General features: G+C 38.0%; 19 protein-coding genes and 1 riboswitch. Of the genes, 9 read left to right on the forward strand and 10 right to left on the reverse strand.

The features are described from left to right. On the forward strand, nucleotides 1-2,559 hold a 2,559-nt coding region (locus tag QM481_RS20860), incomplete at its 5' end, for a beta strand repeat-containing protein (protein WP_374760922.1). 56 nt (nucleotides 2,560-2,615) lie between these two features. Then, on the forward strand, nucleotides 2,616-3,290 hold the full coding sequence (locus tag QM481_RS20865) for a hypothetical protein (RefSeq protein ID WP_283383178.1): 675 nt from the start codon (nucleotides 2,616-2,618) through the stop codon (nucleotides 3,288-3,290). 170 nt (nucleotides 3,291-3,460) lie between these two features. Here the strand turns inward: QM481_RS20865 and QM481_RS20870 are convergent, their stop codons facing one another. From QM481_RS20870 to QM481_RS20885, 4 genes are all read right to left on the reverse strand, one after another. After that, complete coding sequence (locus QM481_RS20870; RefSeq protein ID WP_283383179.1) at nucleotides 3,461-4,174, reverse strand: LytR/AlgR family response regulator transcription factor; 714 nt, start codon at nucleotides 4,172-4,174, stop codon at nucleotides 3,461-3,463. Between the two features lie 399 nt (nucleotides 4,175-4,573). After that, on the reverse strand, nucleotides 4,574-5,278 hold the full coding sequence (locus QM481_RS20875; protein WP_283383180.1) for a LysM peptidoglycan-binding domain-containing protein: 705 nt from the start codon (nucleotides 5,276-5,278) through the stop codon (nucleotides 4,574-4,576). Between the two features lie 106 nt (nucleotides 5,279-5,384). Then, entirely contained in the window at nucleotides 5,385-5,873 is a 489-nt protein-coding gene (purE, locus tag QM481_RS20880) for a 5-(carboxyamino)imidazole ribonucleotide mutase (protein WP_166552854.1), read from the reverse strand. Between the two features lie 42 nt (nucleotides 5,874-5,915). Then, the gene (locus QM481_RS20885; protein ID WP_283383181.1) at nucleotides 5,916-7,055 is read right to left on the reverse strand and encodes a 5-(carboxyamino)imidazole ribonucleotide synthase; all 1,140 of its coding nucleotides are present in this window, start codon (nucleotides 7,053-7,055) and stop codon (nucleotides 5,916-5,918) included. 103 nt (nucleotides 7,056-7,158) lie between these two features. Here QM481_RS20885 and QM481_RS20890 point away from each other — a divergent pair, with 103 nt between their 5' ends. Further along, nucleotides 7,159-7,719: a DUF6580 family putative transport protein gene (locus QM481_RS20890; RefSeq protein WP_283383182.1), complete on the forward strand. Its 561-nt coding sequence runs from the start codon at nucleotides 7,159-7,161 to the stop codon at nucleotides 7,717-7,719. 282 nt (nucleotides 7,720-8,001) lie between these two features. Here the strand turns inward: QM481_RS20890 and QM481_RS20895 are convergent, their stop codons facing one another. Continuing rightward, nucleotides 8,002-8,838 carry a glycoside hydrolase family 16 protein gene (locus tag QM481_RS20895; protein ID WP_166552857.1) on the reverse strand — a complete coding sequence of 279 codons (837 nt, stop codon included), beginning with the start codon at nucleotides 8,836-8,838 and terminating at the stop codon, nucleotides 8,002-8,004. Nucleotides 8,839-9,303: 465 nt separating this feature from the next. On the opposite strand from QM481_RS20895, the gene QM481_RS20900 reads away from it, so the two are divergent. Continuing rightward, nucleotides 9,304-9,642: a hypothetical protein gene (locus QM481_RS20900; protein ID WP_283383183.1), complete on the forward strand. Its 339-nt coding sequence runs from the start codon at nucleotides 9,304-9,306 to the stop codon at nucleotides 9,640-9,642. A 109-nt stretch (nucleotides 9,643-9,751) separates the two neighbouring features. Here the strand turns inward: QM481_RS20900 and QM481_RS20905 are convergent, their stop codons facing one another. After that, nucleotides 9,752-11,749: a c-type cytochrome gene (locus QM481_RS20905; RefSeq protein ID WP_166552859.1), complete on the reverse strand. Its 1,998-nt coding sequence runs from the start codon at nucleotides 11,747-11,749 to the stop codon at nucleotides 9,752-9,754. A 117-nt stretch (nucleotides 11,750-11,866) separates the two neighbouring features. Continuing rightward, nucleotides 11,867-13,663: a 3-keto-disaccharide hydrolase gene (locus tag QM481_RS20910; RefSeq protein ID WP_166552860.1), complete on the reverse strand. Its 1,797-nt coding sequence runs from the start codon at nucleotides 13,661-13,663 to the stop codon at nucleotides 11,867-11,869. Nucleotides 13,664-13,894: 231 nt separating this feature from the next. Here QM481_RS20910 and QM481_RS20915 point away from each other — a divergent pair, with 231 nt between their 5' ends. After that, nucleotides 13,895-14,392: a gamma carbonic anhydrase family protein gene (locus QM481_RS20915; RefSeq protein ID WP_166552861.1), complete on the forward strand. Its 498-nt coding sequence runs from the start codon at nucleotides 13,895-13,897 to the stop codon at nucleotides 14,390-14,392. Nucleotides 14,393-14,600: 208 nt separating this feature from the next. On the opposite strand, the gene QM481_RS20920 is transcribed toward QM481_RS20915, so the two are convergent. Both QM481_RS20920 and QM481_RS20925 read right to left on the reverse strand, forming a co-directional pair. After that, nucleotides 14,601-15,839: a NupC/NupG family nucleoside CNT transporter gene (locus QM481_RS20920; RefSeq protein ID WP_095161466.1), complete on the reverse strand. Its 1,239-nt coding sequence runs from the start codon at nucleotides 15,837-15,839 to the stop codon at nucleotides 14,601-14,603. Between the two features lie 179 nt (nucleotides 15,840-16,018). Next, complete coding sequence (locus QM481_RS20925) at nucleotides 16,019-16,561, reverse strand: YfiT family bacillithiol transferase (protein ID WP_283383184.1); 543 nt, start codon at nucleotides 16,559-16,561, stop codon at nucleotides 16,019-16,021. A 1,787-nt stretch (nucleotides 16,562-18,348) separates the two neighbouring features. On the opposite strand from QM481_RS20925, the gene QM481_RS20930 reads away from it, so the two are divergent. The 3 genes from QM481_RS20930 to QM481_RS20940 all read left to right on the forward strand — a co-directional run bounded on the left by QM481_RS20930 (nucleotide 18,349) and on the right by QM481_RS20940 (nucleotide 22,407). Continuing rightward, entirely contained in the window at nucleotides 18,349-19,521 is a 1,173-nt protein-coding gene (locus QM481_RS20930) for a pyridoxal phosphate-dependent aminotransferase (protein ID WP_283383185.1), read from the forward strand. Nucleotides 19,522-19,661: 140 nt separating this feature from the next. Further along, nucleotides 19,662-21,209: a flavin monoamine oxidase family protein gene (locus tag QM481_RS20935; protein WP_283383186.1), complete on the forward strand. Its 1,548-nt coding sequence runs from the start codon at nucleotides 19,662-19,664 to the stop codon at nucleotides 21,207-21,209. A gap of 241 nt (nucleotides 21,210-21,450) precedes the next feature. Continuing rightward, on the forward strand, nucleotides 21,451-22,407 hold the full coding sequence (locus tag QM481_RS20940) for a Hint domain-containing protein (protein ID WP_166552864.1): 957 nt from the start codon (nucleotides 21,451-21,453) through the stop codon (nucleotides 22,405-22,407). 697 nt (nucleotides 22,408-23,104) lie between these two features. Here the strand turns inward: QM481_RS20940 and QM481_RS20945 are convergent. After that, nucleotides 23,105-24,082, reverse strand: a complete 978-nt coding sequence (locus QM481_RS20945; protein ID WP_283383187.1) for a GSCFA domain-containing protein — start codon at nucleotides 24,080-24,082, stop codon at nucleotides 23,105-23,107. A 159-nt stretch (nucleotides 24,083-24,241) separates the two neighbouring features. After that, nucleotides 24,242-24,448: riboswitch (cobalamin riboswitch) on the forward strand. Nucleotides 24,449-24,581: 133 nt separating this feature from the next. Here QM481_RS20945 and QM481_RS20950 point away from each other — a divergent pair. Next, nucleotides 24,582-26,543, forward strand: a complete 1,962-nt coding sequence (locus QM481_RS20950) for a TonB-dependent receptor plug domain-containing protein (RefSeq protein ID WP_283383188.1) — start codon at nucleotides 24,582-24,584, stop codon at nucleotides 26,541-26,543. Nucleotides 26,544-26,694 lie beyond the last annotated feature (151 nt).

Consider the following 26,694-nt stretch of genomic DNA (forward strand, 5'->3'; position numbering starts at 1 on the left):
GGTCAAACAGGGAAGACGAATTTACCAGGACAGACTAACGTATATGTTTTGACAGATGGAAAAGGAAGAATACTCTCTATCTCGAATAGTCCAAGTTTCAGTGACAATGGCAATGGAGTATACAATGTGTATGGCGTAAGTTACACAGGAAGTGTATCAGGGCTAACAGTAGGAGGAACCATCAATGGTGTTAGTGGAAGTTGTGTAGACATTACCAATGCAGTAGGTTATGTGGTATGTGTACCAGAATTAGCGATTGTTAAATCAGGACCAAGTGTAGCAGAAAAAGGTACCAACTATAACTATACCTTAACCGTAAGCAATAGCGGAACGACAAGTACCTTTGGAACAACTGTGGTGAGTGATACCTTGGCTACGGGATTGAGTTTTGTATCAGGCTCAGGCTCAGGTTGGAGTTGTAGCAGTAGTACGCTAGCTGGTGGTAGAGTGTTGGTAAGTTGTACAACAACGACAGGTATCGCCGCAGGTGGTAGTAGCTCATTGAACTTGACAGTGGTAAGTTCGGTGACGGGTACCGTTGTGAACAAAGCATGGGTAAGTGGTGGTGGAGACATCGTAGCCAAACGACCATCGAATCCAGTAACGACAGTGATTAATGAACCAGCTAAACCAAATCTAGTGATAGCTAAAGCAGGACCATCGTCAGTAACCGTGGGTAGTAATTTTGATTATACTTTAACGGTAAGTAATAATGGTACAGCAGGTACCAGTGGATTAATCACCGTAACAGACAATTTACCAACAGGCATAGCCTTTGTAGGCTCAAGTAGTGCGGGTAGCGTTTGGAGTTGTAGTGCGAGTGGTCAGTTGGTGACTTGTACGAGTAGTGCATCCATCATTGTGAATGCCAACTCAAATATCATCTTGACAGTACAGGCAGTAAGTGCGGCGAGCTCACCAGCCATCAACACAGCTTATGTGAGTGGTGGTGGAGACCCAAGTACGACACCAAAACCATCAAATCCAGTAACGACAACGATTAACCCAACACCGAAACCAAGTATTTCGATTGTGAAGTCAGGTCCAGTAACGGCGACAGTAGGCACGAACTACAACTATACCTTGACGGTAAACAACACCGGAAATGCAGCGACGAGTGGTACGATAACGGTAACGGATGTTTTGGCGACGAACTTACAATATGTAGGCTTCAGTGGAACAGGTTGGAGTTGTAGTGCCTCAAATCAAACGGTGACTTGTATGATGAGCAATGTCGTAGCGGTGAATGGTAGCAATGTATTAACCTTAACAGTGAAGGCATTGGATGCAGCGAGTGGTTCATCAGTGGTGAATACAGCAAGTGTGATCGGAGGTGGAGATCCAAGTACGACACCAAAACCATCGAACCCAGTAACGACGGATATCACCCCAGCACCTAAACCAAACTTGTTGATTAGCAAGTCAGGTCCAGTAACAGGTATTGTTAATACGAACTATGATTATACTTTGGTGGTGAATAACTCAGGAACGGCATCAACTGCAGGAGTAATTACCGTGACAGATAATCTACCAAATGGTTTACAGTTTGTGAGTGGTGGTGGCAATGGTTGGAGCTGTAGTGCTTCAGGACAATTGGTGACTTGTACGAATAGTGGAGTGATAGCAGTGAGTGGCAGTAGCTCAATGAGTTTGACAGTGAAACCAACGCAAGCAGGAACTTACACCAACGTAGGTAGTGTAGTAGGTGGTGGAGACATTAGCACTGAAACGTCCAATAGTGTAACGACGGTGATTTCGAACCCACCAACACCAAACTTAGTGGTAGTGAAAACTGGACCAAGTGTAGCGACGGTAGGTACGAATTTCAACTATACTTTGACGGTAAACAACACAGGATTAGCAGCGAGTACAGGTACGATAACAGTAACGGATAACTTACCAAGTGAGTTGAGTTATGTGACCTTCAGTGGATCAGGTTGGACTTGTAGCGCATCAGGTCAAGCAGTGACTTGTACGACAACAACTTCGATAGCAGCGAATGGTAGTAGTACGATAGTCTTGACGGTAAATCCAACGACAGCACCAGCTTCGGGCTTACCAGTGAAGAACACGGCTTATGTAACAGGAGGTGGAGATCCAGTAACGACCCCTAAACCATCGAACGAAGTACCTACGACCATCAATGCTTTACCGCAGGCAAACTTAACAATCACGAAGAGTGCTCCAGTGGTAGCGACAGTAGGCACGAACTTTGCTTATAGTTTCAATATTGCCAATGGCGGAACGGGAGCTACGACTGGTACAATAACAGTAACGGATAACTTACCGATTGGCTTACAATTTGTGAGTGGACCAAGTACAGGCGGCTTTACTTGTAGTGCAGTAGGTCAGGTGGTGACTTGTACCAACAATGGCTCAACGCAGATTCCAGCAGGTCAGAGTGTAGGATTGAGCATTAATGTGAAGGCTAACTTCAGTGGTGTGTTCAAGAACACAGCAGTGGTAAGTTCAAATGGAGGAACACCAAAAACCTCAAATGAGACTACTACAACAGTGAACTGTCCAACAGATATTAATCCAGGGGTGCTTGGATTCTAATATTCATAAAGAGGGAGCTAAAACTCCCTCTTTATTCTACTATAGCAGATAGTGTTATGAAAAAGTATTTTCCCAAAAGTTTCTTGCTATTATTATCACTTCTAATGATGTGTAGTTTTACCATCTGTAGTCAAACCTTAGGGTGTAATTTCAAACCTGGTACAATCCAATTAAATTTGAGTGGTCAAAGTATAGGTACCAATATCGTAAGTTATGTTGTGTTAGTAGATGGAGGTAATATTATCCGATATAAATCTGTAGTTAATTCAGGTACGATAGATGCTGTTGGTGTTGGCAGTTATAAAGCTGTAGCCATAACATGGGATAATAGTCAGTTAAATCTACCGTCATTAGAAATAGGAAAAAACTTCACTGAAATAGATCATTGTTTGAAAAGTACGGCAGTAGATATATCTATCTGTGATTGTAACACAACCACCAATAGTATAACTGTACCGAGCTCAGTGGGATTATCCCCTCAGTATTTATTAACTGATGGACGAGGAGTAATTCAACAAGTACAGAGTGGCACGACCTTTTCAGGATTGAGCAATGGTGTTTATAATCATTATGTATTGTGTAATACAAATCCCTCATTGGTAATTGGTACAAAAATCACAACGATACCTAGTACGGATTTTTGTAGAATTGTGCCATTATCATACGTGGTATGTGTAGCCGAATGCGCCCCAGTGATATGTGTACCAATGGTAATAGCCAAAATAAGATAGGTTAGTATAAAGAAATTTATGAGCCTAAGGAGGACTAAAAAATATAATAAGATAGAAGTATAGATGAAATTCGTTGCGAGCGAATAGAAATCAAATTTATCATTAAATAAAGACTACGAAAGTAGTCTTTATTTTTGTTTTTAGCCTGTAATAATTTTGTGGTTTTTGAATTATACTAGTAGATGATCTATCAAATAGGAAATATATCCTATTTTGTTACGATACGATCTTCCAATTGGTAATTTTTTTGCATTATTTAATTCAATTTCTTTTGCAGATACCCGCAAAATTTTTTGAGCATTAATAATGAATGAACGATGTAAACGCACAAAATTTTTCGAAGGAAGACGTTCTTCGAGTAAAGTAATAGATTCTTTTACTAAGATTACCTGATTCAAAAGAAAAACATTACAGGAAGAGCCTGTAGCCTCAATATAAAAAATATCATTAAAACTAATTTTGGTCATTTCTGCTCCAGTAGGAAAAAAGTCAAAATGATTGAGGTGTTGTACTTTGGGCAATACGTATTTGCTTAAAACTCTAATAAGTAAATTTTGAAGTTTTTCGGGATTAATGGGCTTCAAAGTAAATAAAATGACGTTGTCTAAATCATGAGGATCGAAGATTGTCTCATAATCATTGGCAATAACTATGATAGAAGTATCTCTGGGAATGCTAGAAATTACTTTTACTTCTTCCTCACTTATGTTATCTCCATTAAAAATAATTACCTCAAAGTATTCCTGTTCAATCAAACCATAAGCAAGCTCAAGTGATGAGACATTCGTAAAGTGAAAGGAGATGTTGCGAGGAAAGACATCAAGTTCTAAACTTATATCATTTGTTAGGTCAACGTATAGGCAATGAAATTGAATAGGTCTCATAATAGTAAAGGCTAGATAATAGATTCTTATTAACTGATATTTTACAAAACTGAAGGGACTGATTTATTCTTGTATTAAGATAATTAACCCCATAGAAAATAATACTAATTTTCGTTTGGGTGAATACAGATAGGATAAAATACAAGCCAAGATGCTAGTATGATCAATGTTAAAGATTTTAACTAGAGTTTGAAAAAGAATTGTAAATGATGAATAGGCATTATTTATAAGCGGTGGATAGAAATTTACGAGTTAGACTTCTTACTAAATTTAGAAAGAAAAAATCTACTTTAAAAATAACAAAGTAACCGCAAGATTACAATACTATATGAGCTTTTATGTGAAGTAATACAAACAAATACGCCGTTCATATTTAATGAACGGCGTATAAAGAAAAAACTATTTTAAAGGGATAATCAACTTTTCACCTTTTTCTGTAATATCTCTTGTCTTTTTGTTGGCTTGCATAATGAGTGCTTTTGAAACACCATATTTCTGTGCAATGACCCGAAGTACATCGCCTGAGCCAACGGTATGGACTTTTAGGACTCTGACTTTTAGTTTAGTAACCCCAACTTTGATTCCCTCAGGATTTACGCTTGGGTTGAGCTTTTGCAGAGATTGCCATTTGAGGTTATAACGGTTGGCAATTCCAAAGAAAGTTTCGCCTGCTTGCACTACGTGAGTGATTGTTTCTCCTTTACCTAAGCTAGCGTCAGATGCTTTGCTATCTGTGCTTTTTTCTACCTTAGTTTTAGTAGTAGCTTTTTCTTTAGACTCAGATTTTTTCTCTTTCTTTTCTTCTTTTTTATGTTCCTCTTTACTATCTGATTTTTTTTCTTCTGATTCTTTTACTTTTTCTTGATCTTCACTTTCTTCATCAGAAGCTGCTTCTGCTACAACTGGAGATTCTCTATTATTGTCAATCACTGCAATGCTGTCTGTACCAGCATTGGTAAGTTCATTGTCTGAAATAGAGTCTTCTTTTAAATACTGCCAGCCAACGTAGAGTAACGCAGCAATCAATCCCAATAATACTAATAAAGTAATGTTAGGAACTTGAGAACTTTCTTCAACTGGTCGAGGGTTTCTTTTGTCTTCCATCTTCGTAAGGTTAATTAGGGCAAAATACTAGGATTTAGCATATCCCAATAATCTTTCCTAAGTTAACGATTGAACTTGTAAGGGAAAGAGATTTTTGATAAATAATTTATTGAATGGTTTTTTTCAATTCAGTAACCATATCGTCTACCTTGCTACTCAGCTGTTTTTTGTACTCAGCCAAAGTTTCGGCAATCACAGGGTTTTCAATACCTAACATTTGTACGGCCAAGATTCCTGCATTTTTAGCACCATTCAACGCAACCGTAGCTACAGGAACTCCTGATGGCATCTGTAAAATAGAAAGTACAGAATCCCATCCATCAATCGAATTAGATGATTTTACTGGCACTCCAATTACAGGTAAAGTAGTAACTGAAGCTACCATTCCTGGTAAGTGTGCTGCACCACCAGCGCCAGCAATGATTACTTTGATGCCACGTTCACGAGCTGTTTGGGCATATTCAACCATTTTGATGGGTGTACGGTGTGCCGATACAATATCGATTTCGTAGTCTACACCTAATTCTTTGATAACGTCGGCAGCTTCTTGCATAACTTTTAAGTCAGAGATGCTACCCATGATGATTCCTACCATTGGAATGTATTGATTTTTATGAATGAAAAGACTACCAATAATTTATGCGATTACTTTCAGCGTATTTTTTACGAAATCTACTTTTTCTTTCAACTTCGCTAGGTCATTTTCTACAACAGTAACATGTCCCATTTTGCGGAATGGTTTGGTTGTAGTTTTACCATATAAAAACGGATATACGCCTGCAACACTTAAGACGTCGGACATACCTTCATACTGAGCGTCGCCTGAATAACCATCTTCGCCCAAAAGATTAACCATAGCAGCAGTACTGTGAGCAGTGGTATCGCCAAGTGGTAATCCCAAAACTGCACGTAGATGTTGCTCAAACTGCGAAGTATGATTTGCACGAATTGTGTGGTGACCACTATTGTGCGTGCGAGGCGCTACTTCGTTGATTAGAACTTCTCCATCTTTTGTCAAAAATAGCTCGACTGCAAGTAATCCTACAATCCCTAATTTTTCGGCAGTTTCGATGGCAATTGCTTTGGCTTTTTCGCTAATCTCTTCCGAAACGTCTGCTGGAGCAAAAAGATATTCAACCAAATTGTGAACAGGATGGAACACGCACTCAACTGTTGGGAATGTTTTACATTCACCTTGTTCGTTACGCGCTACGATCACAGCGATTTCTTTTGCAAAGTCTACGGCTTTTTCTAAAAGACTTGGTTCTGTAAAAGCAAGGTGAACATCCTCGGCTGAACTAATGCGTTGAACGCCTTTTCCATCATATCCGCCACGACCTAATTTATTGAACGCTGGCAAGAAATCAACATTAGCTGCCACAGCGTCGGCGTTGTCGGTCAAGACAAAATCTGCTGTCGGTAATTGATGATCACGATAGAATTGTTTCTGAATGCGTTTATCTTGAATCAACTCCAACACTTCTGGTTGAGGGAATACCTTCTTACCTTCGGACTGAAGTTTTTTCAATGCATCGAGATTGACATTTTCGATTTCGATTGTTATTACTTCACAGTCTTGACCGAAAGCATATACAGTGTCAAAATCCAAGAATGAACCACAGACAAACTCTGGTGCAATTTTAGCACAAGGAGCATTAGGATCTGGGTCGAGAGCCTTCACATGGATGTCTAAATCGATAGCAGCTTGGAGCATCATACGGCCTAACTGGCCACCGCCTAAAAGGCCTAATTTGAAATTTTTCGAGAATACTGGCATGATTTGTAGCACGAAATCAAGAATCGTGTTTATTTATACCCCAAAATTACTGCTAAATATTGAAAGGTTATTAAATTTGTTGTGTATCAAATCAAGACATTTCATGAAAAATTCAATAAACCTTCGTTTTGGGGTAATCGCGGGAATGATTACAGTAGCAGCGTTGAGTCGTTTTTTATTTTTAACCCCTTCTTTAGCCAACTTTTCTCCAGTAGGAGCAATGGCACTTTTTGGAGGTGCTTACTTCGTCAACAAGCGTTGGTCGTATGCTATTCCTATGTTGGCATTGTGGCTTTCAAACTTAGTGTTGAACAATGTTGTTTATAAAGAATATTATCCAACTTTCTCTTTTGGTGTTGAGCCAGGCGTATTTGTGAGTTTTGCTGTGATGGTAACAGTTGGTATTTTTCTTTTGAAAAAGGTGACTGCACAAAATGTATTATTCGCTAATTTGTTGGGAACACTTGCTTTTTTCTTAGTTTCTAACTTTTTTGTTTGGACTGAAGGCAAGCTTTATACTCAAGATATGAATGGTTTGGCGTCGTGTTATGCAAATGCGATTCCGTACGTAAAAAATACATTAATGAGTAATCTTTTGTTCTCGACTTTAATGTTTGGAGCGTTTGAAGCTGCTAAACGTCAGGTTCGTGCATTGGCTTACTAAATTATGTTCGAAAGAAAGGAAATCTTCTATTTAGTGAATTGCGATTGAGTGATTATTCTTTAAATCTACATTTCATGAGTAAAGACGCAATGTTTTGCGTCTAAATAGATACCCTTCCGAAATATAGTATCAAAAAAGCTGTCGGAAATTGTTTTTCGACAGCTTTTTTGATGTTACAATGCTATGTTTTACTCGACTTCAGACGCAATGCATTACGTCTCTACAGCTAGAATACAAATTTTAGAATAATCGCCCAATCACTTAATTCGTGACGGCTCATGTTTATTTCTTTTTGGGAGCAGACTTTAATGGATAAACTCTCACGTAGTCAATCTCCATACGCTGAGGAAAAATACTTTCATCCACACCTTTTAGACCACCCCATCCTCCTCCAACAGCAATATTTAGCAAGATATGGAAGGGTTTATCAAATGGATATTCTTCCCATCTATCGCTTACTTTTGGAAAAGACAAAACTCGCTCATTATCGATAAATGCCTCTATTTTATCGGGAGTCCAATCTACTCGATATACATGAAAAGCCGTATGAAAATCTGGAAGCATTTTATTGGCAGAACGCTGAGTGCCTTTGATATGGTTAAAGTCGCGTGTATGTACGGTGGCGTGTACACGACCAGGGTCGTAGCCTACATGCTCCATAATGTCGATTTCGCCATTGTCGGGCCAATAAGTATTACTATAAAATTGCTTTGTTGCCAACATCCAAATGGCAGGCCAAGTGCCTCGTCCTTCAGGAAGCTTGGCTTTAATTTCGAATCTACCATATAGAAAATCTCCTTTGCCTTTGGTTACTAAACGTGCTGACGAATAGGCATTGTCTTTCACTGTTTCCTTCAGTGCTTCGATAATGAGTACACCGTTTTCAACACGAGCGTTTTTGAGATTTTTTTCTGTATAGTATTGTAGTTCATTGTTGCCCCAACCATGACCGCCCACATCATAATTCCACTTGGTGGAGTCGGGGAGTCCATTTTTGTTAAACTCATCAGCCCATGAAGGTTTTGAGGCAAACTGATACGTTTTTGTTGGAGTATTTTGTCCCCAAGACCAAAATTGCAAGCAAACGCATAGTCCAGTTAATACATAGCTTTTTTTCATTGTTTGCGAATTAATATATTGATAATAAGCCTTTTATTGGAAATGTTAAATAAAATATAAAAGAATAAATGTTAATATGAATATTTTTATATAAAATTAGAAAAATTATATTTTGTAGGCGTTATTTTAAATGATTTCTTGGATTGAAACTGTAAAATTCCTATATTTAATCTAAGGAGTTTAGAAAATAAAGAAGAATCAAAAACATACTCAATACCTAAAACTCCCTTTCTTTCGGACTGCTAACACACATAGAATCAATAAATGCCTTCTAAAGTCCGAAACGCCTTAATTGTAATTTGCTCAGTATATTCTTTCCTTACTTGATTAACGTAGTTACCGTCTTGTAAATAAACTATGTTATAGTCAGAATCGATAATTGCTTTCTAGAAATTACCTCCATAGTCTCTTCCAACCGAGAGACCTAAATTTATATTGTTCAATTTTAAACCTTAATACAGAGCCATGATTGATATTCACGATTTTTTCAAACGCACCTTTCCAGATGCTTTAATTGCTAATCCAAGTGTAGCGTCGTTACATCCGATGAAACTTCGTTTAACTATTCACGGTGAGCGTGAAGGCGAGTGGATAGTTGACACAACTGGAGTTCCTAAGTGTTATTTAGATTCATCAGAATACTGTGAAAACTCAATCAATATGTCCTATTCGGCTTTTCAGAGTTTTATCAAAGACCCAATAGGTTTGGCAGCTTCATACGCTTCTGAAGGACTAATAAAGGTAAATGGTCGATTGAATTTGCTACCTCATTTTTCTAAGTTATTTAAAGTAGTAAAAGCATAGAGGATAGGTAATGAATCACTAGCTGTGATAAATTGAATACCTTTAAAAGCAAAAGCGGCTGCTCCAAAGGAGCAGCCGCTTTTGTTTGATTTAAGCTTTTGCCGACAAACTATTTCTTGTTAAGATTGTTAATCCAAGCGGCAATTTTTTGAATATCCTTTTTAGGAACGTGGCTCATTGGTGCCATTGGCGTAGCAAAATCAGGCCAGTTTTCTGGTTTTGGTTCTGCAATCAAAGCTTCCAATTGAGCATTGGTATATTTACGTTTTGCTACTTCCGAGTACGCAGGACCTACAGCACGCTCATTTACTTTGTGACAAGCCAAACAAGTATGTTTTGACAATAATGCCATGGCTTCTTTGTCAGAAATAATTGACGATACCGCAGCGGTTTTAGCACCAGCTTTTGGTTTAGCGCTACCTTTCATACCTTCAGTACTTGGAGCCGCTTCCTTCATCTGATTGTCTGGTGTATTGGCAGCCGCACCAGCATCTACTCTTTCACGTTGAGCTCTTGTTTTTGGAGTTACCAACGTTATGTTTGCTTTCGGGCCAGTAGGAATGCTGTTTAATGTATAATATGCACTTCCATGTAATAATGCCAAACCATCTTTCGCAGATTTAACACCTTCTGGCTTGATATCGTGAATATAACCTTCACGAAGACCGTCTACTACGATTCTTACTTTCAAACCATCTTCCGATGCCTTAGCGCCACGCACAGCGTTGTCTTTACGATCTACGATTGGACTACCATAAACAGGGTGGTATTTGTACGTATAGCTCGACACATCGTAGTTGTTTACATCTTCAGCCGTCTTTTTGTCAACTGGCGCTGTAAATTCTATTTCGAAACCATCTGGCATAGCACGAACAGCTTTCATTTCGAAAGGCGTTTTTCCTGTGTAAACCAATCTTTCTAAACCAAAATCTTCTTTACCTACAGAACCCCAACCACGGTTTGTACCACCTACATACATACCTTTGTCGGTACCCCATGACATACGCAAAACACCTGAACGGAATCCTGAACGGAAGTCAAAAGAAGCACCTTGGTATTGTCCGTTTACTTTTTCAAGAAATACACGAGCAATTTTTGACATACCTTGATCACCTACAAAAAGTTGACCTGCAAATGGACCAAATGCGCCACTTGTTTCGTCAGCAATGATTTCAGAAGTAGAAACACCCAATACACCGTGAGGCAACCATACTGCTGGTGATTTGATATTCATGTTTGGATATGTTTTATGAGCCATTTCATAAATGGTAGTCATAGGCTCATTTTTCACATATTCAGGTTTTACTTTCGGATCATCGCGAGGATCAACTTTTGAGAAAATCATATCCGCACGCATTTTTACTGGCGATTCAGGACGGCTAGCCCATTGCAATGAAGCAGGGTGACCCAAGAAATCTCCTTTTTCTACATGAGTGATAAAACCAGAACCCATCCAGTCACCTTGGTTATCACCGTAGAAAAATTCGCCATTCAACATACCAATACCGCAAGGAGAGCGCATACCAGCTGCGTAAGGTTGCATGTTACCGTCTTCGGTAATACGCATAGTCCATCCACGCCAAGGTACAAGTGACTTACCAGCCCACCAGTCTGAGTTACCGAAACCTACGTTGCCAGTTACATAGAATGCACCATCTGGACCAACTTTTGGACCAAATGAGTACTCATGGTAGTGACCAGAAATAGGCCAAGCATATACCGTTTCATAGCGTTCTGCTTTGCCATCACCGTTTTTGTCAACCAATTTAGTCAACTCACCACGTTGTGCACAGTAAAGATTTCCGTCTTTGTAAGCTAAGCCCAAAATTTCATGCAAACCACTCGCAAATTTGCGATAAACAGGCTTGGTAGAGGTTGGGTTTTCGATGATGTAAACGTCACCACGACGTGTTGAAACAGCAATATCGCCATTGGGTAAAGTTACCAAACCACCTACTTCAAGAACAATACCTTCAGGGATTGGGACTTTTACAATTTTATAATAATCATTTTCAGTTGGGCCATCTTGAGCAAAAGCCCCAGCACTCATACATCCTGCTAATAGGAGTGCTTTAGATACTGAGTTGAATACAGATTTTATTTTCATTTTTTTGAAAGTCAAAATTGATGTTTTTCATGCCAAAAGTTTTTCTTTCAGCTTAAAAAAAGTAGTAAATCTACGTCCTCGGCAAGCACTTTTTTACATGCTTTACCAGACCAATGATTACCACATAATTGCGTACTGTACTTTTTCTGAAGCTGGTACAGTCAATACTTTCTGAGCACCTACCGATTCGATCGTAGCACCCGAAGCCTTGATATAGTAGCTTTTGCCGTCTACTGTGTAAGTATCGTCAGCTACCTTGCTGATTTCGTTACCCAAAGCCAAACGAACTACTTGTCCCGCTGGATTTTTGATGCTCAACGTACGAGTCAAATATTTGTTATCAGTAACTCGGATTTGGTCTTCTACATCGCTACCCAACATTTTGTAACGGAAAGTAGGAAGATCATTAGCATCTAAGTCATATCCCAATGGACGGTATGCAGCCGACTCAGCAGGAGTATCAGTAGAAGAACCTTTGTCTGCGCTAGCTACCAGTACAGGGCTATCAGGCAAAGTCAACAAAGCTCCACGAGCACGTGAAGAACCATCACCACGGTCATCCCACATTGGAGAAGTATCCAAGAAATCACCTTTCCAGATTTGAACGATAGCACCGTTGTCTAGATCGTAAGTATAGTGCAAGTTGCTTGGATTACCTACATTTACTGAGTGAACCACACGCTTCAATTTTTTACCTTCTTTGAAAAGGTCTGTAAATGAACGGAACACGATTGGTTCTTTAGCATCTAACAAAATTGGATCAGCAGGAGGTCCAGCCAACGTAGAAGCCAAGCTATGATAAGCCGTTGAGCGGAAACTTGGGCCTTGTACCCACATGCCTAAGATTGGAGGCATCCAACCATCTGTTTTATATACAGTAATCTCTACAGGAACTTTGCCCGCAGGTAAATCCATTTCAGCAAAACGCTTATCTCTTGAGAAAGTCCACGCATCTGGTAATAATTCTTTACCATTTACATTGACATAATACTTACCCGCAAGTTGGAATTCGAAAGAATGTTTGCCAGCTTTCGGAACATCAAGGGTAGTTGTGAAGATTTGAGCAAAATCGTTAGTTTGCTTACTTACATCCCACGATAGGGTATTGATAGTGCCAGTAGCATCTGGTTTTTTCGAAAGGAAATCTTTTGGCTCTTTAAATTTGCCATAGAACACTTTGTAAGCGATAGGTGCCATTACAGCAGGCTTACCGCTAAGGTCAGCTATCTTGAAGTTACGGAAAGCTACCGCACCATGGTCACCTTGAATCATAAATGGACCAAGTGGAGCTTCATCTTCAGAGATTGGACCACCTGTTGGACCAGTCAATTCTACATTTTCATGAAGAACATAACCGTTTAACCTAATAGAAATAACCTTGGCATTTGCGATTTTTTTACCAGCAGCATCAAAACGAGGCGCTTGGAAAGAAATCTGCATGTGTTGCCATAAGCCAGGAGCCAAACATGCATTGATACGTGGTGCGTGTCCTTCGTAAAGATACTCCTGTGGAATAAACTTGCGACGCTTATAAATACCACCACAATCGCCATAAGCAGGTTTTTTTACACCCCAACTGTCAAGCAATTGGATTTCGTAACGTCCTTGTAGATAAAATCCAGAGTTTGAGTGAGAAGCCATCATAAAGTCAAATTCTACATCTACGTCACCGTATTCGGCAGCAGACAATAAATTTGCACGGTTGTTGGCGTCAGGGAGGTTGACCAAAATGCCTTTTCCAGCCTGAGTGGTCATTGTTTCATTTTTTGTGAGGTCGGCAGTTACGTCACCAGCGATTTGCCAGTTGGCTTTACCCGTTGGCTTCCAGAATGATAAATCATTCAAAGAAACAGTCTCTTGTGCGAAGCTTCCTAAGGGCAAACACAAAGACATGACCAAAAGTAATTTTTTCATAAAAAGAGTTTTTGATATGAATAAAAATAGAAATTGGGAATTTGCCCTTAAATTTAACATTATACTTGGTATTTGTTATCCTGAAAAGCAAGAATCGGTAATAGGTTGTCGATTTCTCATAATTTCTGAAATGTAAAACGATAGTCTTATCAAAAATTAGATAGATTTCATGCAAAAGACTTCTAAGGATGTTAAGTATAGACATCTATAAAGACATTTAAATAAAAAACTATGGAAAAAGTATTTATTGCTCCTAATGCTTCGGTGATGGGAGATGTGACCTTCGGGAAAGGAGTTTCGGTTTGGTATGGCGCTGTGATTCGTGCAGATGTGGAAAAAATCATAATCGGAGACAATACCAATATTCAAGATACCGCAGTGTTACATGCCGACCCGGGTGATCCCACTATCATAGGCGACTCAGTTACGGTAGGTCATGGAGCTATTGTACATGGCGCTGTCGTTGGCGATGGCTCCCTGATTGGTATGCGTGCTACGGTGTTGAATAAAGCCAAAATTGGAAAAGGCTGTATCATTGGCGCACATGCACTTGTGACAGAGAAAATGGAAATTCCTGATTATTCCTTGGCTGTAGGAGCACCAGCGAAGGTGATTCGTCAACTTACTCCTGAACAAGCTGAAAAGATGAAGCTTGGTGCTCAACATTACGTTGATATGGCCGAGCGTCACGATAGAGGGGAGTTTCCTTTGGTATCCATAACTGAATGAATTGTGTGAATATTTTTAATATGAATTTTACTAGTAGAGACGCAATGCTTTGCGTCTAAAGAGGTGTGATTCTGAGATATAGTATCAAAAAAAGGCATTCGAAAATCTTATTTCGAACGCCTTTTTTTGATACTATATTTATTAATTGTATCCTTCTGATTATGAGTCTATTCCAGTAACTGATATACGGTTAACTAATAACCTCCTTTTACAACAAAAGTCCTGCTAAAGTAGCTGACAAATAACTAGCTAATGTTCCGCAAATTAGCGCTTTAAAACCTAGTTTTGCCAAATCAGCACGACGGCTAGGGGCTAGCTCACTAATACCTCCAATTTGGATAGCAACCGAGCTAAAGTTCGCAAAACCACAAAGCGCAAAGCTGGTAATCGCAATCGTTTTTGGCGCTAAAGTATGTTGTTGCTTAATCAAGTCGAGATACGCGACAAACTCATTTACTACCATTTTGGTACCCATCAAGGCGCCTGCTGCTTCAATATCTTTGGAAGGAACACCCATCGCCCAAGCAAAAATGGCGAACAATTTACCCAAGATAAAGTTGAAACTCAACTCTGGTAAACCAATCATAAAGCCAACTTTACCCAAAATCAAATCTAGCAATGCGATTAAAGCAATAAAACCAATCAACATTGCGATAACATTCATACCTACTTTCAACCCATCACTAGCACCACCAGCGATAGCATCCACTAGGTTGACGTGTGCTTTTTCAACTTTGAGTTTTACTGTCCCTTGTGTTTCTGATTCTTCTGTTTCAGGCATTACGATTTTCGAAATCACCAAAGCGCCTGGTGCAGCCATAATACTAGCCGCCAAAAGATACTGTGCAGGTACACCCAAAGCAATATAAGTAGCCATTACACCGCCTGCAATACAAGCAAAACTACCCGTCATCGAAGCTAAAAGCTCCGAATTGGTCATGCCTTTGAGGTAAGGTTTAATCATAATTTGTGCTTCTACCTGTCCTACAAACGTACTTGCTACGTTTGATACCGCTTCGGCACCACTTACACCCATTAACCATTTCATACCTTTGGCCATTACCGCAACTACACGTTGCATCAAACCAATATGATAGAGGATATTTACCAATACTGCCACAAAAATAATTGTAGGCACTACTTTGAAAAAGAAGATAAATCCATTCTCTGGACCGAATACTTTACCCAAAAGCTCTTGCTTTACTAATGGACTAAATACAAACTCGGCACCTTTGTCAGACATTTCTAATAGGCGCTTGATTTTTTCGCCTAACCATTGAAAAATGTTTTGACCAAGGTCAGTTTTTAAAATAAAAATAGCTAGTGAGGCTTGTAAACCTAGTCCCACACCAACTGTACGGTAGTTGATTGCCTTTCGGTTGTTCGACATCAAATAGGCGATTCCTAGTATCAATACAACTCCGATTAGTCCTGTAAAGCGTTCCATGTTTTATGTAATTAGACCGAGATTAGTGCTTAGTTTTATAGTTGATGAATTTTGCAAAAACAGGTAAAGATAGGAAAAAAACTTCTAAACCTATACGAATATATAGGCGATAGAGCTCAAATGACCTTTTTGACCAGAAAATCCCTGAAGAAGTAAGTAGTTTTTCTGTTATACTGTTTTTACCAATTCATCCGTTTGCGTAGCTCCAAGATATGCGCCACATGGTGACGCCCATGCCACGAATACATGCCTGCCATCACATTTAAGGGATTGGTGTGACGCGTAGCTGGATGAAATAATTGCTTATTAAAATCGGCCTTTGTCATATTTTCTAGCAACATTCCCCATCTCAAGTGTAGTGCTTCTAATAAGGTCAATGACCATTCGATAGGGGCATTTTTGCCATCAGATAACTCAGCCCAAAGTTGTTCTTCGTAAGGTCTTATCGTAGGAATACTCTCTGTTAGGGCTAATTTGAATCTGGTATAGGCATTAATATGTGAATCTGCAACGTGGTGAACTGTTTGTCTGACAGTCCAGCCGTCAGGTCTATAAGGTGTTGCCAATTGTTCTTTATTGAGTCCTTCCACCGCATCAGTAAGCTGCTGCGGTAATCTTTTAATATCAAGAATCCATTCTGCCAGTATAGATTCTGTGATTTCTTGGGGTTTTTCAAACTGGCCAATTGGATATTTTAGTAATTCTATATCGTCTTTTTGCATAAGGTAAAAGTTGTTTATAACGAAATGATTGTCTTCTAGGATAGAAGGTTTCCCTAATATATCTATTTCAGTTGTAAAATAGCTAAACTAAAAGCAAAAATTAAGCAACAGCTCATTTGTTGGTAGACTTACTAAAATCATAGAGGTATCACTTCGAGCATTTACTATGATTAAGCAATGGATAGGGGATAACTGACTTAAGTACAAATGCTTATGGCTGTTTTGAAAGGGGCGTTACTTTCGAATTTCTGATGAAAAATACTCTTCAGATGGTTATATATCATAAATTCTTTGAATAATTAAATTTCAAAAAAAGATATATATGTCAATTCAAAGAATAAATTGAAAAGTGTCGAAAATGTTGAAATTATATTTTGAGTTTTAGATTTTTTTTGTAAAATAGTGTATGCTTTTTCCGAAAATACAAAATATAATACTGATTCAGGTAGAGAATATAAAATAAATAAACTTATCTATTAAGTATTATTTCTTAGACCAGTTCAGTTGTCCAAACAATCCCAAAATCGCTTCAATTGATAAAAGTTTTACGCAAACTCATAGGAACCCATTCCTGATGTTATTGTAAAGAATCTTGATAAACATCCTATAAATCAATACCCTTATTAAACTCATTATTCACCCTTAAAAAAAAACAGGTTATGAAACATTTAGACAAGCTACCTCCAGTGGTGTTAATTATGTTATTTGTTTTGTTGACATTGGTTAGTGCTTAATAAGTAATGCCATGGTCTCCGAAACACTGCGATAATCTTTCGCTTACAGCATGCAACGCCTTGTTTATGACAGGTGATTGGGATAATCATCTGGAAATCTCACATTATGTAAACCCATTTTGCAAGATTTACTTGATTACAATCTTATCAGCTTTTGCCGAGCTACATAGTTAATAGACCTGTGAAGTTATATTTTACAGGTCTTTTTATTTCCATAATGTTTCGTTCCTTTTATGCTACCTAGAGGTTTCACTAAGTGACAAATTCGCTGTTGCAGGTATTTTAGCATATACTAACATTTTAGCTGCTGTTTCGCTATCTAATTTTAGTATATAGGTTAAGTGGGTCAAAAAAATATTTGAAAAATACAATATTTATATTTTTACATATCTTAAAATATCTCCTATATATTGTTTTGATTTAATCCTATTTTTGTTAATTTTACATAAATGAAAGGCTATATGTGATTTTTCAAAACCTATTTTTTTAATTTTTGTAAAAATGTTGTAAAAAATAAGTTTGTTTTAATGCAGTTTTTGTAATTATTGATAAATTTGTATTATTGAAAAAGTGCTATATGCTGTTTCATTTTTTTCCCTTAACTATCAAATTATAATCAACAAGCTAGAGCCGTACTTCATCCTTTGTTTCACTACTAACTAAGACGTGTTATGAAAACAGTACTCAAACTCTCAGACTACCTTAAAATGTTGTTGGCAGCCATTGGCGCATATTTTGGCGCATGGATTATAGCCTAATGCTTGTTCATGTTGTTTGTGAGTATTCTAGAAGGGCGTCCTTCGCAATTTTCTGCTCATTCGACTTTCTAGAATTCTCTCGCAACAAGTTTCTTGATTTTGACTCAAAGGAGATAGAACTCCTCGACAACCATACAAGCTGCAAAACACAAAGTTTTGCTCCAAAGTACAAAAAGGTAATAATGACAGTACTGCCTTAAGGATTATTGAGACCACATCGACAAATCCAACTGCATTATGCTGATCGATAAATAGACTATCATTACTCAAATCACTTCAAAAACAACGTCTTACCATGTCATTCAATATCAATCGCCGTGATTGGCTCAAAAAAAGTCTTATAGCCACCGCAGGTTTGGGCGCTGCTTCAACTTATATCCAACGTGCACAAGCAAATCCAACTGTAAGAAGAGAATTACAAATGAGCTTGTCGCCTGATTTTCAGTTAGAAAAATCATTGATAGGCATCAATCCTCCTGTGGTAATGAAGGCTCGTTTGGGTGCCAATGAAAACCCTTGGGGACCTTCGGCAAAAACCAAAGAGGCGTTGATTGAGGCAGTTGGCGCATCAAATCGCTATGGTATGCAAAGCCGTTCGGCGTTGATTAAGTTGATTGCAGAAAAAGAAGGTGTGCCCGAAACTCATATTTTATTGGGTGCTGGTTCTTCTGAGTTGTTGACAGCGTCGATGGTAGCTTATGGTTTGAAAGGTAAGATTATATGTGGTGATCCATGCTATATTTCAGGTAATGAAGAAAAAATCCCAATGGAGAAAGTGCCATTGACTAAGGATTTTCAATATGATTTGGATGCTATTGCAGGTCGTTTAAACGGCTCACAAAGTTTGGTATATATCACAAATCCTAATAATCCAACGGGTGCTATTTTGCCAGCCGATCAACTAACGGCCTTTATCAACAAAGTTTCTGATAAAACCCCTGTGTTGGTCGACGAAGCTTATATCGATTATGCCAAAAATCCTAAAACAGATGCTATGGTGGCATCTATCAATGTAGGTAAAAACGTATTGATACTACGTACTATGTCTAAGCTTTATGCTTTTGCTGGCTTGCGTGTGGGTTATGCTATTGCCAAACCAGAAATCTTAAAGACCATTGCACCATATTGCTCTGGAGGTTTTGATATTTCGGTTCCTTCTTTTGCAGCTGCAATTGCAGCGTTAAAAGACACAGATTTTCAACAATTGACCTTAACGAATACTGCAGAGTCAAAAAAATACTTGTATGATTTCTTGACAAAAGCAGGTTATAGCTACGTTCCTTCTTCAGCCAACTTTGTGTTGTTCCCAATCAAAATGAAAGGACAAGACCTCATGAGTAAACTTATGACAGAAGGTGTTATGGTAAGAAGATGGGAATTTGATCGACAACACTGGTGCCGTGTTTCCATTGGAACCATGGACGAAATGAAGGCATTTACAGAAGCTTTCTCGAAAATCACCTCTTAGATAATTGATAAAAGTCACCGATTTGGATTGTTGAGTAACCATTTGATTTTCTTATTTTTAATATTTTTTCTAATAAAAAATCAAAGGTTCTTTATCGACAAAATACAAATCAAGCATTTCAATTACTAAGACACAACATTATGACGAGAAGAGATTTTATAGAAAGAACAGGTGCTGCTAGCTATTTGACATTATTAGGATTAGGAATGATTCCAGAAGCAAATTCACAACCCTTGGATTTGCAAAGAGGAAAGGCCGATAAAAAAATTATTATCCTTGGTGCAGGATTAGCAGGCTTATGTTCGGCTTATGAGTTAACAAAATTAGGCTATCAAGTTACAGTACTAGAAGCACGTAGTCGCCCAGGTGGACGTGTTTGGACTGTAAGAGGTGGCACCACAGAAACTGAAATTGGAGGTCCTTCACAAACGGCTCAATTCGATAAGGGACTTTATTTAAACGGTGGTGCGGCACGTATTCCGCACAATCACGAAACGACGCTCCACTATTGTCGTGAATTTAATATTCCGCTCGAAATATTCATGAATATGAACGAGGGTGCTTATTACTACAGCGATAATGGAACAGGTCTTTTGGCAAACAAACGAGTAAAAATTCGTGAAATACATGCTGATGTTCGTGGTTATACAGGAGAGTTATTGGCAAAGGCAGCTGACCAAAAAGCCCTAGACCAAGATTTGACCAAGGAGGATATCGACAAACTCATTGCTTATCTGAAAGAGGAATGCGATTTGGATATTACCAAAAAATACAAAGGCTCTGAACGACATGGGTATTTGCGACAAGGTGGATATGGAGATCAAATCCCACAATTGGCAGAACCTCACTCGTTGCACGACATCATTGCTGGAGGGTTGTTTCACCCTGCATTTTCGAATGTAAGCGAATATACCTTCAATCAGCAACCAGTCATGTTACAGCCCGTTGGCGGAATGGATGCTATTCCGTATGAGTTTGCAAAGCGTCTTGAAGGAAAAATACAATATCAAACAGAAGTAAAAGAAATCCGAAAAACACAGCCAGGAGTTCGGATAGTCTATAAAGATAAGGCTGGACAGGAAAAGGAACTCAAAGCAGATTATTGTATTTGTACCATTCCTTTACCTGTATTACGCAATATACAAACAGACCTTTCATCGGATATTCGTCGTGCAATAGATTTTACTTCTTATATGAATACTGGTAAAATTGGTTTGCAGTTCAAGCGGAGATTCTGGGAAGAGGACGATAAAATATTCGGTGGTATTTCTCGTACCAACATGGATATTACCCAAATTTTTTATCCTTCCTACAATTTTATGGGTAAAAAAGGTTTGTTGAAAGGCTATTACAATTTTCATGACCGAGCCGTTAAAATGGGTAATTTATCCATCGCCGAAAGAGAAAAAGCAGCTTTGGAACAAGGAAGTAAAATTCACCCGCAATATGCTGCCGAATTTGAAAGTTCCTTTTCGTTGGCTTGGCAAAAAATTCCGTATTCGCAAGGAGGTTGGGCCGAGTACACAGATGTACAACGCAAAAGATTATATCCAGCCTTGATTAAGCCTGATGACGAGATTTATATGGCAGGAGAGCACACCACTCACCTTACAGCTTGGATGGCTGGTGCATTAGAATCGGCTAAAGCGGTAGTAGACCAGATCCATCGTCGTGTCAATGCATCATAATTTTTTAATTTATTTCTTTAATTAGTTAAAATTATTTTAAAAAATTTGAGATACTATTATTTGATAATCAATAATTTATTATATTTATAATTGTAAAATAATTTTGATTTAATAATGCTGTATTTCAAATAACTATTACACAAGTTTTCAGTCGTGATGAGTTATTTCTGAGGTTCAAAACACCTCCAATCACTTGTTATTATATCAAGTGCTTCATCATTGAAGACTAAAATTATTCAGTATGAAAAAAGTATTATTAGTATTCGGTTTAGTTTGCTCAACTCTTTTCGCCAAGGCTCAAGAAGTAGCTAAAGTGGGAATCAAAAATGCTGATTATGATGCGCTTAAGAAAATTGCAGTCAAAAATCCTGACAAGGATACATATATTAAAGAGGGAGCTTACGTATTGGATAACAGTAACCCACCATACGTCTTCAAATTCTCGGATGGAAAAGAGCGTCGTATATATTTATACAAAGTTTTAGAAACCGCCGAAATGAAGGAAATGGGCTCTTTGATGGTTTTTACAACGCCCAAAGATGGTAAAAAAATCAGCTTAGTAGTGCCCAACCCAATGGCCGAAAAGGAAGTTTGGGGCAAATACATCGATGACCTAAAAGATGGCGAAAAAGCCGTTTCAGGATTCTCATCTTGTGTAGCTTTTGTGTTAGCAAAAGAATTTACAGGAGGCGCTTCAGGTGCTGAGCATGGTGCAGAAGATAAATACGAATATTGTTTCCCTGAGACAGCTGTTGTAACAATGGCTGATGGTTCGCAAAAGTCCATTGCAGCAGTAAAAGCAGGTGAGGTGGTGATGTCTTACAACACTGCAACTAATAAAGCCGAAACAACGCTTGTCGATGAAGTAATTGAACACGATAATAAGTCTTTTGGAATCGTAAAAGTATTGTTGAGCGACGCCGAAGACCAAGCGTTTGCTTCGACACAACCGCTTTTTCAATTAACAGAATTGGAAGGTACAGCCAATCATCCTGTAATGACTACTACTGGTCATGCCAAATTAGGTAAGTTGAAAGTGGGTGAACAAGTTTTGATGTACAATAGCGATACGCATACTTTTAATCGCTATAAAGTATTTTCAACTAATTCAGACTATCGTACGGTCGAAAAGGTATATAACCTTCGTACCGCTAATGATAAATACCTCGTAAATTCTATCGTGGTATTAGAAAAATAAGTGAAATGGTTTAATGCACATCGAAGGTTTCGGCCTTCAACCTAAATGTTAAGCCTACCGAAAGGGACTTAATTTTTTTGAGATTGTTTTTGGATAATTTTTAAATCCTTTCTCTTCTAGGGAAAGGATTTATTTTTTTTATATGGGGCAATATCTGCTATTTGAGTGTTTTTTGAGCGAATTACATGACTTAAATAGCTTTTTTACATAAGGTGTATTTTAGTACTAAATCAAGATTTGTTTTTGGTATAAAAAGAGGGGATGAAAATATTTGTTCATTTTGTTTAAAAAAAAATTGTTAAAATTATATTTTATTCAAAAAATGCTATTACATTTGTAAAGCTAAGCAGTTAGCAATATTCAAAAACAATCTCGACAAGATATAAAGTGATTCTCTAGATTAGAGAAAACAATTTGACTTAACAAAAGATTTGAATCCAGAAACGGATAGAAGCTTTTAAAGATATTTTCAGAGCGAATTTTAAAATGATAAAATTTTAGGGTCACCGTAAGTGACAAACTATGAAAGTACCAATTTGATTAATTTACTAAACTCAAAACAACTATTTAACTTTGAAGCTCTGATAAGCCCCAGCTAACCACTGGGGCTTTTTTATTGAGTAATTTAGTGATTTTCTATTGAGTGATTGTTGAAATTCTCCTTCAAGTTTTGTCAATACAGATAACGAATATACCGTTAACGATTAACCTCTTTCACGATTTGTGCTAAAACCTGCTGTTTCTCTGCCGATATATCTACTTGGTTTTCTATACCCTCCAGTTGCTTTAATACATTTTGTAAAAACTTCTGATGAGCTTCGGACGTAATATCAAAAGGCTTGTGAGTTAACGCTCTTTTGATTTGTTGCCATTTAGGTAAAAAAGTTTGTAAATCGTCTGAAAAATAGGTTTTTGTAAACTGCTCAAAAATATATTGCTCTGCCACTTCATTGGGATGAATCATGTCTGCCTTATAGAAACGATAATCACGAAGATCGTCTATCATGATTTCATAAGATGGAAAATACGCTACATTTTCATAATCAGCACTGAGATAATGACAGGCCGTTCGAAGAATTGATTTTGACAATTGGTTTTCGGCAAGTCCTTCTTTGGTATGTCGCACTGGCGAAACAGTAATAATGATTTTTAGAGAAGGATTTAATTCTGTTATGGCTTTATGCAACTCTGCAAACTTTTTACAAATATCCTTCACACTCAATAAATCCTTTTCAAATAAGCTTGCGGGCATTTTATGACAATTGGCTACATAGCTCGGTGTAGTTTTGAGCTGATGCACAAATGCCGTTCCGAAGGTTAAAACTAATAAGTCATATTGCTGAATCTGAATTTTTGCTAAGCTATCATTCAGTAATTCCTTTAGAGATTCCTGCTGAGAAGCAAAAAATTGCGAATGAAAATCATAATGCAACCATGTTTGTTGGTGCTGTACAAATAGTCGCTCATCGGCTTGTTGGTAGTTAGGATTCAAAAGTTTGAATATCGACATGGGGTTAAACAACGTCCCGAAAGGGTTAACTTCGGTCGCAATTTTGTTTTCTTCAAGCTTTTGTCCGATAACCTGTGCAAAGCATGAACCAACTGTCAGTACCTTGGACTGAAGTTGTATTTGAAAGGGCGATTTTTCTATTTTTATTGGCGTTCTGAATTCCATAAGGCGATTTTGACTGAATATTTTACAAAGGTAAAGTTAAGCAATTTAGGCTATGATAAGTTTTAAAGCCTGTTTAACAGACACTCTGTTAGTCTTAAAATAAGATTCTAAAATTGAAAAGAATTCTCTATTCTCTAATTCCCTCAATCACAATTTACTACCTTTGTACCAGATATAGGTGCTTTATACGTCAAATCTACGAAGTGTTAAAGCTTAATAGGGAATTAGGTGCAATACCTAGACTGTCCCCGCAACTGTAAGTTTCAATGATGTCGAATTCAATCTTCATGGCCACTGCCCGTCGGGCGGGAAGGCTCGAAGTCGATGAAACAAGTCAGGAGACCTGCCTTTTATCTATTCTTGGTACAATTTACGGTGGATGAGTTGTCGCTGAGCGTTCGCTTTTCTGTTCATTTTCTTGCCTTTTAATGTCAATTCATTTGAGCCTATCCTATAGGCACGAGTGTTAACTTTAGGGAAGAAAACAATCATCAAATCAATGTTTAAATCTTTATTTTTCTGTTCAGGATTACTTTGCGTGGCAAGCCTAAGTATGGCTCAAAACAATGTGACAAACCTTAATGAAGTAGTAGTTACGGCCAATAAAGTACCTCAAAAGCAACTGCAAACAGGAAAAGTTTTAACCGTTATATCCAAAGAAATTTTGGAGCGCAATGTGGGCAAGTCGCTGGGAGAGCTACTCAACCAACAAGTGGGCATGCAGGTAGTAGGTTCGCAATTAACACTTGGTGCAAATCAAGAAGTAAGTATCAGAGGCTTGAGCAATGGTTATGCTCTTTTGCTCATGGACGGCATTCCATTGAACGACCCTTCTACGATTGGTAATTATTTTGACTTAAACGTTATTTCGATAGACCAAATCGAAAGAATTGAAATTTTGAAAGGAGGGCAATCCACCCTTTATGGTTCGGATGCCGTTGGTGGTGTTATTAATATTATTCGTAAAAAAGCTGACAGTAAACCATTTAGTGCGCAAGCCAATCTTTCGGGAGGAAGTTATGGAACTTGGAAGGGAGCTTTGAATTTGAGTGGTACTTTAAATAAAAACTCCAGTTATTCTTTGGCTTACACCAAGTTGTATTCAAAGGGTATTTCGCAGGCAGCTAATAAAAAAGATGATAACCTAAACGAAAAAGATGCGTTTAATCAAGATGCGCTTCGTGCTCAGTTTCAGCAAAAATTTGGTACAAACCTTACAACCAAAGTTTTTGTAACCCACGAAACTTATCGTGCCGACATTGATAATGGAGCATTTAGCGACGATAAAGACTTTGTAGCCAATAGCAGCAGCACACAAATAGGAGTAGGGGCAGAGTATTTTGTGGGAGGAGGTAAATTAGTGGCTAATTACCATTATAACGACCTCAAACGTAGCTATATCAACGATTCTAATTATGTTGCTCCTGATGCGTATGACAAGTATTCAGCTAGTAATTATGGTGCAAAAACTAACTATGCAGAATTATATGGCAGTTGGAGTTTGGGTAAAAATGTAACATGGTTGATTGGTGCAGAATACCGTGCTCAGAAAATGAGTCAAACCTATTTGTCTATCAGCGATTGGGGACCTTATGAGGATGCTCCATTGAGTGATGATTTGGCAAATGTAAACCAAGTGAGTGGTTACACATCTTTTACCTTGAATAATTTAGGTGGTTTTGGTGCTGAAGCAGGAGGACGTTACAATCATCATTCTTTGTACGGAAATAATTTTACCTACACCCTCAATCCTTATTATTTGTTAGGCAAAAATCTAAAGGTATTAGCTAACTTTTACTCAAGCTTTAAGTCGCCGACTTTGTATCAATTGTATTCTCCTTACGGAAATACAGCTTTGAATCCTGAAAAGTCATTCACGCAAGAAGGCGGTTTTCAGTTGTTTAGCAATAACCAACAATCCTATTTCCGTGCTGTGTATTTTAATACAACCATCAATGATGTGATTATTTTCCAGTCAATTAGTACTGCGCCTTATGGCAAGTATGTTAATTTCAATAAGCAAGCAAGTAAAGGTTTGGAATTGGACGCTCAAGCGCAATTAGGCAAGTTCAATATGTCGGCTACCTATACGCACCAAATTGGAGAATTGACTACCAAAGTAGCAGGAAAAGACACTACTTACAAAAATTTGATTCGTCGTCCAGAAAATGCCTTTACCTTGAGTTTGGGTTATCAGGCTACTTCAAAATTGTATGTTAGTTCAACCTTGAGAGGCATTGGCGCTCGTAAGGACACCTACTATGATAATGACCAATTCAAATCAATTAACGTGGATTTGGATGCGTATCAGCTATTAGATGTTTATGGTGAATATCGCATCAATTCAAAAATCAAAGCGTATGCTGATTTGAGAAATATTTTGAATACCAAATTTGTAGAAATAACAGGCTACCAAACCCGTCAATTTAATGCAAGTATTGGGTTGAGTTTGCAGTTTTAAAAACAATAGAGTGAACAGGCACAAAGGCACAAAGTGGCAAAGTGAAAAGACATTTTGTACTTGTGCTTGAATTGAATATCCAGTTTTAAAAACAATAGAGTGAACAGGCACAAAGTGGCATAGTGAAAAGACTTTTTGTACTTGTGCCTGA

It is taken from the genome of Flectobacillus rivi, from assembly GCF_030056655.1.
GTDB lineage: Bacteria > Bacteroidota > Bacteroidia > Cytophagales > Spirosomataceae > Flectobacillus > Flectobacillus rivi.

Coding starts and splice junctions, on each gene's coding strand:
- QM481_RS20865 (WP_283383178.1), top strand. CDS start 2,616: ATGAAAAAGTATTTTCCCAAAAGTTTCTTGCTATTATTATCACTTCTA.
- QM481_RS20870 (WP_283383179.1), bottom strand. CDS start 4,174: ATGAGACCTATTCAATTTCATTGCCTATACGTTGACCTAACAAATGAT.
- QM481_RS20875 (WP_283383180.1), bottom strand. CDS start 5,278: ATGGAAGACAAAAGAAACCCTCGACCAGTTGAAGAAAGTTCTCAAGTT.
- purE (WP_166552854.1), bottom strand. CDS start 5,873: ATGGTAGGAATCATCATGGGTAGCATCTCTGACTTAAAAGTTATGCAA.
- QM481_RS20885 (WP_283383181.1), bottom strand. CDS start 7,055: ATGCCAGTATTCTCGAAAAATTTCAAATTAGGCCTTTTAGGCGGTGGC.
- QM481_RS20890 (WP_283383182.1), top strand. CDS start 7,159: ATGAAAAATTCAATAAACCTTCGTTTTGGGGTAATCGCGGGAATGATT.
- QM481_RS20895 (WP_166552857.1), bottom strand. CDS start 8,838: ATGAAAAAAAGCTATGTATTAACTGGACTATGCGTTTGCTTGCAATTT.
- QM481_RS20900 (WP_283383183.1), top strand. CDS start 9,304: ATGATTGATATTCACGATTTTTTCAAACGCACCTTTCCAGATGCTTTA.
- QM481_RS20905 (WP_166552859.1), bottom strand. CDS start 11,749: ATGAAAATAAAATCTGTATTCAACTCAGTATCTAAAGCACTCCTATTA.
- QM481_RS20910 (WP_166552860.1), bottom strand. CDS start 13,663: ATGAAAAAATTACTTTTGGTCATGTCTTTGTGTTTGCCCTTAGGAAGC.
- QM481_RS20915 (WP_166552861.1), top strand. CDS start 13,895: ATGGAAAAAGTATTTATTGCTCCTAATGCTTCGGTGATGGGAGATGTG.
- QM481_RS20920 (WP_095161466.1), bottom strand. CDS start 15,839: ATGGAACGCTTTACAGGACTAATCGGAGTTGTATTGATACTAGGAATC.
- QM481_RS20925 (WP_283383184.1), bottom strand. CDS start 16,561: ATGCAAAAAGACGATATAGAATTACTAAAATATCCAATTGGCCAGTTT.
- QM481_RS20930 (WP_283383185.1), top strand. CDS start 18,349: ATGTCATTCAATATCAATCGCCGTGATTGGCTCAAAAAAAGTCTTATA.
- QM481_RS20935 (WP_283383186.1), top strand. CDS start 19,662: ATGACGAGAAGAGATTTTATAGAAAGAACAGGTGCTGCTAGCTATTTG.
- QM481_RS20940 (WP_166552864.1), top strand. CDS start 21,451: ATGAAAAAAGTATTATTAGTATTCGGTTTAGTTTGCTCAACTCTTTTC.
- QM481_RS20945 (WP_283383187.1), bottom strand. CDS start 24,082: ATGGAATTCAGAACGCCAATAAAAATAGAAAAATCGCCCTTTCAAATA.
- QM481_RS20950 (WP_283383188.1), top strand. CDS start 24,582: ATGTTTAAATCTTTATTTTTCTGTTCAGGATTACTTTGCGTGGCAAGC.